The organism is Methanoculleus nereidis (genome assembly GCF_032944295.1).
Taxonomy (GTDB): Archaea; Halobacteriota; Methanomicrobia; order Methanomicrobiales; family Methanoculleaceae; genus Methanoculleus; species Methanoculleus nereidis.
In genome coordinates this window covers 192,526-199,578 of sequence record NZ_JABFFQ010000003.1, presented here as the reverse complement: position 1 = coordinate 199,578, position 7,053 = coordinate 192,526, and the positions used below count along the sequence as shown (strand labels likewise).

The 7,053-nt window shown below is 61.5% G+C and carries 8 protein-coding genes and 1 tRNA gene; 6 read left to right on the top strand and 3 right to left on the bottom strand.

All coding sequences use genetic code 11. The features are described 5' to 3' along the window. Window positions 1-126: 126 nt before the first annotated feature. Together HL657_RS06500 and HL657_RS06495 are read right to left on the bottom strand one after the other, a co-directional pair. A complete protein-coding gene (locus HL657_RS06500) occupies window positions 127-282 on the bottom strand; it encodes a hypothetical protein (protein ID WP_317296014.1) in 156 nt (51 codons plus the stop codon). A 679-nt stretch (window positions 283-961) separates the two neighbouring features. Beyond that, window positions 962-1,288: a DUF5611 family protein gene (locus HL657_RS06495; protein WP_317296013.1), complete on the bottom strand. Its 327-nt coding sequence runs from the start codon at window positions 1,286-1,288 to the stop codon at window positions 962-964. 59 nt (window positions 1,289-1,347) lie between these two features. On the opposite strand from HL657_RS06495, the gene HL657_RS06490 reads away from it, so the two are divergent. From HL657_RS06490 to HL657_RS06465, 6 genes are all read left to right on the top strand, one after another. After that, window positions 1,348-2,061: a proteasome assembly chaperone family protein gene (locus HL657_RS06490; protein ID WP_317296012.1), complete on the top strand. Its 714-nt coding sequence runs from the start codon at window positions 1,348-1,350 to the stop codon at window positions 2,059-2,061. A 5-nt stretch (window positions 2,062-2,066) separates the two neighbouring features. Then, entirely contained in the window at window positions 2,067-2,456 is a 390-nt protein-coding gene (locus HL657_RS06485) for a DUF473 domain-containing protein (RefSeq protein ID WP_317296011.1), read from the top strand. A gap of 161 nt (window positions 2,457-2,617) precedes the next feature. Next, window positions 2,618-2,692 (top strand) — tRNA-Arg (locus HL657_RS06480). 405 nt (window positions 2,693-3,097) lie between these two features. After that, window positions 3,098-3,940: an NAD(+) diphosphatase gene (gene nudC, locus HL657_RS06475; protein ID WP_317296010.1), complete on the top strand. Its 843-nt coding sequence runs from the start codon at window positions 3,098-3,100 to the stop codon at window positions 3,938-3,940. A 174-nt stretch (window positions 3,941-4,114) separates the two neighbouring features. Next, entirely contained in the window at window positions 4,115-4,417 is a 303-nt protein-coding gene (locus HL657_RS06470) for a YunC family protein (RefSeq protein WP_317296009.1), read from the top strand. Window positions 4,418-4,559: 142 nt separating this feature from the next. Continuing rightward, window positions 4,560-5,060, top strand: coding sequence for a hypothetical protein (locus HL657_RS06465; RefSeq protein WP_317296008.1), 501 nt, complete (start codon window positions 4,560-4,562; stop codon window positions 5,058-5,060). On the opposite strand, the gene metG is transcribed toward HL657_RS06465, so the two are convergent. Beyond that, on the bottom strand, window positions 5,035-7,029 hold the full coding sequence (metG, locus tag HL657_RS06460; RefSeq protein WP_317296007.1) for a methionine--tRNA ligase: 1,995 nt from the start codon (window positions 7,027-7,029) through the stop codon (window positions 5,035-5,037). The genes HL657_RS06465 and metG overlap by 26 nt on opposite strands. Window positions 7,030-7,053 lie beyond the last annotated feature (24 nt).

Below are 7,053 nucleotides of genomic sequence, written 5' to 3'. Positions count from 1 at the left end.
GACACACAAAACGATTGAGCAAATGATTGAGATTCTGGTACAGGCGGGATATGTGGTGCAGAAACGAGGACTCTTTGATCCAGGAGGATGAGGAATCACCCCAGGATCAGTTTTTCATGGTAAACCCTATTCTGGTCTTCCTATCCTGCTGAGGCCGGTGCCGGACCCGGCTATCCCCGGGGCGACCTTTTTTCTCGGGCATCTCCGCATGCCGTGGACCGTGACGGCTATCGCCATGGGGGTGGGGCTCCCCGCCCCGGTCTCACGCAACGATTCGCACATTTCACCGGCCCCACCCCGCCCGCGCTTCGCGCTCCTCCCCCGCCCCGGGGGCGGGGGCAGTCATGGCGATACCCGGGGGAAAGCCGTGCCCCGGAATGCGGCTATCCAGAACAAACAGGTGGCGTTTCAACAAAGCCCTTTTTTAGCCCTTTTTGCGCGTTTCGTCCAAGGTTCAGGCCCGTTCTCGAGTAGAACAGGGGCAGGAATCTTCGATAGGGATGAAGACTTCGTTCATGTGCTAATTGAAACAACCGAAGCAAGAGAAAAACCCGATGCACTGGACCGTGGGGGTATCGCCACAGGGGGAGGGGCTGACGGGGAGGGGGCATGCCCCCTCCCCTGTCTCCACCTCATACGAGGATAGTTTTGACACTCCCCACGGCTAAAGCCGGGGGCTTTCTTGCACCCCGTGAACCCCGGATCTGTAACCCCCACCCCTCCCGGCCTCCGGCCTCCTCCCCCGCCCCTGAGGGGCGGGGGCAGTGCGTGGCGATAGCCACTGGAAAGCCGTGCATGGGTTTGTGTACCCCGCCAGAGAACTGAAGCGGGAGATGACCTACGTACAAGTACAAGCAACGACATCAGAACGGCAGGAGCACCTCCCTCGCTGCACCGAAAATAGGAATGCGGAGTTATAGCCCGCAAAAAAAAGAGATACCCCTCCGAAGAGAAAATCCGGTTATTCTTTCCCCTTCAAGGCCTGCTGGGCCTTCTTCGCCCGCTCTTTCGCTGTATACCCGGTGACCTGCTGGAGGTAGTTCCGGAACCGGCGGTTGGTGTCGATGATCGTCTCGTCATCGGCGCTTTTGTTCGCCTCGGTGTCGACGACCAGGGTCTTGCCTCCTGAACCGGACCAGACTTCAAGACGCAGGAGCGCTCCGTAGGTGATGGTGTAGTGACCGTCCTCCGAGACCGCAGGTTCGGCCCCGAACTGGTCGCGGAGACCCTGGATCATGGACTCTGTGAGTTGTTTCGTGTATCCGCGCTTGATCTGGTATTCCTGCATAATATTTTTAAGGGACATCCAACTATGTTAAACTAATCCAGGAGTGAGTGATTGATCCCATGGACGATATAAAGGTCATATCCAGAGCGCTCGCCGGCGCCGAAAAAACGGTGCTGATCGGGTTCCCCGGCAGCGGACTCGTCGGGAGTATTGCGCTGCAATATCTTGTCGAACAGATGGATTTCGAACAAATTGGGTCGATCACGAGCAAATACTTCCCGCCGGTCGCCCTTATGTCGAAGGGCGTGATTAACGCTCCTGTGCGTCTCTACGAGAAGGATCACCTCGCCGCAGTCGTCTCAGACGTCCCCATCCACCCGGCGATCTGCTACGAGGTGGCAAACGGCATCATGGACTGGCTCACCCGGTTCGACGTCAGAGAGATTGTTACGATTGCAGGGATCATCACGAATGAACCGGAAAAAAGGGTCTTCGGGGTTGCGACCAGCAGCGGGGTGCTGCAACGCCTCGAGGACCAGACGATCATCCTCCCCATGGGAAGCATCTCCGGTGTCGCGGCAAGCATCCTCACGGAGTGCAAGACGCGGGGCATCCCGGGGATGGGGTTGCTCGGTGAGACGGTGAATACACCCGACCCGCGATCCTCTGCGGCCACGATTGAGGTCCTGAACAAGATCTACAACCTCAACCTGGACATCCAGCCGTTGCTCGAGCAGGCGGTCGAGATCGAGGCGGCGATGTCCCAGATCGCCGAGCAGGTGCAGAAAACCGAGGCTCAACCGCGGAGAGAGCAGCTGCCTATGTACGGGTGATGGCCATGAAGTATGCAGCGTTAACCGGAATCTCGCCGTCGGTCATTGCCGAACTCAAGAGCGGCAAGGCCCGCACCCTCGAGCTGAACAGCGCCCACAACATCATCACGCTGACCGAGACCGCCCCGGGGGAGTGCATCTTCGTGACGTCGGTCAACGAGGAAGACCTCTCGCCCGGCGATCCGGGGATCATGGTCGACCTCCTTGTCCTCAACATCAGCATGAAACGGATCGAGGTCGCCAACCCGTTCTTCTTCGAGGAGCGGGAGCGGATGTCGGCCCGGATCAAGGTCCAGTTCCGGGGAACGACCATCGCCCGCGACGTCGAAGGGCGGAAGTGGGGTGATCCGACCAAAGTCGAGGTCATCCGGTCGGCGTGTTACCGGGCCGGCTGATACGCTCTCTCTTTTTCTGTGCAACTGGCGTGAGCATCGCGAGCGGCAGGAGCATGAGCACCGTCAGGTGCGAGCTGCGACGTTCCAACAGAGCTTGAGCCGACCCTGGCCCTCAAAGGGTTAATAACCCCGGGCGACCAAAATGTATGGGAATACCACAGGGGTCTGTGGCTTAGCCAGGACATAGCGCCGGGCTTCTAACCCGGACGTCGGGGGTTCGAATCCCCCCAGGCCCGTCGTTTTTGAGATCCGTTTTGCCGTAAAAAGAATACGTCCGGGGCGGATCACGGCTACGCTTTCCGTAATCAGCGCATCGACAGGCCGGGAGACATTATGTGGCTATTGCGCCAGGGCAGTGATGCGTGTATCCAGTGGTGGATCTCTGCGGAGGGATGCCCTGCCGGCGCCATCGATCCGGAGACAATACCTCGATCGATACGAAACCATGCATCACCTTCTGTGCGTGTATCAAGAACTGCCCTAATAATGCTGTATCGGCGAAACCCTGGCCGGCTAAAGGCGCATCGGTGCGCCTTCATACGCGTTACGGCCAGCGATAGGACCCGGAATACTTCCCGCAATGAGGAGACCCGTACCGGCAATGAGGATATCTTCCAGGGACGCATACTGAGGATATACATATGGAACACCGTCCGTTCTACGCAGTCCACCCTCTCTTCCCCGTCTACCCGGAACCGGAGGACCCGTCGCCTGCACGGAAGCGCTGGATCCTGGTCCAGAGCGGTTCCGTGCTCTTCACGAGCAATCCGGCACCCGGCACCGTTCTCATGCCGGACCCGCTCCCCGCCGGTCTCGCGTGCGGTGCGCCGGTGTACCTCGGCACCCGCGGCGACACCATCTACTACGCAGTCGAGGTCCCTCCCCATGCCGCACCGCCGGACGGCTGGCAGCCGTCACCGGTCCGGGAACTCTCCGGAAGGGTTCCGGAGAGCGACATGGCCGTTGCCTCCTACGCCGTGCGGATCCTTGACTTCGACCGGTCGACCGCCTTCTGCGGCAGATGCGGCGCAAAGACCCGCCCGCTCACGACCGAGCGGGCACGGATCTGCACGGCCTGCAGCCGCATCGTCTACCCCCGGATCTCCCCCGCCATCATCGTGCTGATCAAGAAGGGGGAGGAGGTCCTGCTCGCCCGTTCCCCCCGCTTCCCGCAGGGGGTCTTCGCGGTCATCGCCGGCTTCAATGAGCCCGGCGAGAACCTCGAGCAGACCGTCCACCGCGAAGTCCGCGAGGAGGTCGGCATTGCGGTGCGAAACCTCCGGTACTTCGGGAGCGAGCCCTGGCCGTTTCCCGATTCGCTCATGATCGGCTTTGTCGCAGATCATGCCGGAGGAGAGATCCGGATCGACAACCAGGAGATTGAAGCCGCCGGCTGGTTCACCCGCGACACTCTGCCCCCCGTTCCATCGGTGGAGAGCATCTCGCGGGCGCTCATCGAGGCCTGGATCCGGCGGGAGATCTGACGAAAGGCGCCGGAGCCGCCACTGCCCTGAACATGATGATCTATTTTTCATACGGGATCCGGATGCCGGAGGCTCAAATCCCTCATAACCCGTTGAATTCCGAGAGATTCCGGCTAACGCACCTGTCCGACCCGAACCGCGAGGTTGATGGCGGCGGATGGCCTACTACATCCCATGGAGCACGAAACGGTCAGACTGACCGGAAAAGATGCCGTCGGGTACGTCATACCCCTCGGCCCGGCAAACCTCGTGGCGGTGGTGACCGATACGGGTATGGTCGGTTGCGGCGCGTTTGACGTCGATGCGCTCGAGAAGTTCGGATACCCTGCAGCGCGTGTCAAACCTGCGGGAGGCGCATCCTCGATCGAGACCGTCGAGGACCTCCTCCGCGGCGAGATCAAGGGGGCGAACAGGTATGCACGCGAGCGTGGCGTTGCCGTCGGCATGACAGGGAGAGAAGCGCTCGACCGGCTCTAGAGCATCCTGACCAATTCCCTCGCTCTTTTGAAACGTGCCTCTGCTGGCCGCTCATCCCCACCTCGCACCGCTCCACCCATAGTTTCAAATACAGGGGGCTACCCAATGGCTGCTCGTGAAAGGGGGGGCCATATCTACCGAAATGGCTACGATCTGTGCCGTCACCATAGCAACGGTGCTGATGACCGTCGTAGCCGCGATTCTTCTCTCGCCGGGAGAAGGTGCGGGGCTTTCCCTCCCAAAAACCAGCCCCGCCGGCCCGGTCGAGGCCGTCGCCGGTTACGCCGGGGTTCCGGTGCTGCGCATCTCGGGCACCACAAACCCGATCGATCTCGCAAAATGCCGGGTCTACCTCACCGATCCTGATGGGATCTTCAGGACCGTCGAGACCGCGGTCCTTGAGAACACGAACCTCTCCGACGGGCAGGCTGCATATGTCTTCTATCTTCCTACGGACGAGCGGACGGCGTCCGGCTACTGGATCACCGACGTGCCGGATCTGGTCTTTACGGACACCCACCACCCCGGCGTCCGCCCGTTTACTCCCGGCGGTGATTGGCGGGTCGTCGTCTACGATCCGGATCTGATGAAAACCAGGATTGACCGGGTTGTCCCGGTCACCGAACCTTCGTCCCCGGAGTGACCGGCCGGAGGGGGACAAGGAGGGAGGCTTCGTCGCCGGCGGCGAGGATCATCCCCCGGCTCTCGACCCCGAAGATCCTGGCCGGAGCAAGGTTTGCGATCAGCGCCACGTCTTTCCCCACCAGGTCGTCGGGGGTGTAGAACTGGGCGATCCCGCTGACCACCTGGCGTTTCTCACCGCCGAGGTCGACGACCAGTTTGTAGAGTTTCTTTGAGCCCTTGATCGGCTCGGCCGAGACGACCTTTGCGACCCGGATATCGAGGTTGGCGAACTCCTCGATGGAGATGGTGGGCATCTTCGGTTCGGCGGCCGCATTTGCCTTCTCTACCCGCTCGTTGAGGGTCGCCTCGAGGGTGGCGACCTGGTCTTTCTCGACCTTCGTAAAGAGGGTAGAGGGTTTTTCGAGCGGCCGTGCCCCCACCGGCGCCGTGGCCTCGGCGATCGCGTGGTCCGCGATATCGTCCTCGTAGCCGAGCATCGTCCAGGCCCGCTGCATCGCGTCAGGCATCAGCGGTTCGAAGACGAGGACGAGCGCCTTGACGATCTGGAGGCAGTCGGCGATCACCTGCTCTGCTGCGGCCCGGTCCTCCTTGATCAGCTTCCAGGGGGCGTTGTTCTGGATGTAGGCGTTCCCGAACGACGCGAGCGCCATCATCGAATCGACAGCGTTCTTGAAGTCGTAGTCCCGCATCAGGGCGTCGATTCCGGCGAGCGACCGCTCGATCTCCTCGATGACCTCCGGCCGGGGGGCGAGGTCGGGAACGCCGGCAAACTCCTTCTCGGCGAAGTACATCGTCCGGTAGATGAAGTTCCCGAGCGTCCCGACGATCTCGTTGTTCACCCGCTCGGCATAGACCTTCCAGGAGAAGTCGAGCTCTTTGGTGTGGTTCGTGTAGGAGAGGAGGTAGTAGCGGAGGTAGTCAGCCGGGAGACCCACATCAAGGTAGTCGTCATTCGTCCAGACGACGTAGCCCCGTGACTTCGAGAACTTCTTCCCTTCAATTGTGACCATGCCGCTCGCGACCACCGCGTAGGGGAGGCCGTATCCTGCGCCCTTGAGGAGCGCCGGCCAGAAGATGCAGTGGTGGTAGATGATGTCCCCGCCGATGAAGTGGGTGACGCGGGTATCGTCGCCGCACCAGTAGTCCTTCCAGTCGGCGCCGGCAGCCTCCGCCCATTCCTTCGTGAACGAGATATAGCCGATAGGCGCGTCGACCCAGACGTAGACGACGAGGTCGTCGCGCCCGGGGAATTTGACGCCCCAGTCGAGCGTCCGGGTGATGCACCAGTCGTGCAGGAGTTCCTTCACCCACCCGAGGGCGTAGTTCCGGGCGGTGGACGTGCCCCGGAGGGCCGGGAGGTAGTCGAGGAGGAACTCCCGGAACGCCGAGAGTTTGAAGAAGTAGTGCTCCTGCTCGCGATATTCCGCCTTCCCACCGCAGACCTTGCAGATCGCATCCTTGATCTCGCCGGGCTCGAGGTGCTGCCCGCACCCCTGGTCGCACTCGTCGCCCCGGGCGATTGCCCCACAGTGGGGGCAGATCCCCTCCACGTAGCGGTCGGGAAGGAACCGCTCGCAGTCCGGGCAGTAACTCTGGCTGACGGTCTCTGCGTAGACGTAGCCGTTCTCGATAAGCCGCTCGACGATCGACTGCGTGGTCTCGCGGTTCATGGTATCGTCGGTCATGCCGAACCGGTCGAAGACGACGTCCATCCGCCGGAACGTATCGTAGAAGTGCTGATGATAGCGCTCCGAGAGGGCGCGGGGGGTCGAGCCCTCCTGCTCGGCGCTGATCACGATCGGGGTTCCGTGGTTGTCGGAACCGCATACAAAGACGACCTCCTCCCCGGCCCGGCGCATATACCGCACGTAAAAATCCGCCGGCACGTAGGTCCGCAGATGCCCGATATGGCAGGGACCGTTCGTGTACGGGAGCCCGCACGTTACCAGTAACGGCTTACCACTCATCCTTATCTACTCTGGTTGCGATGC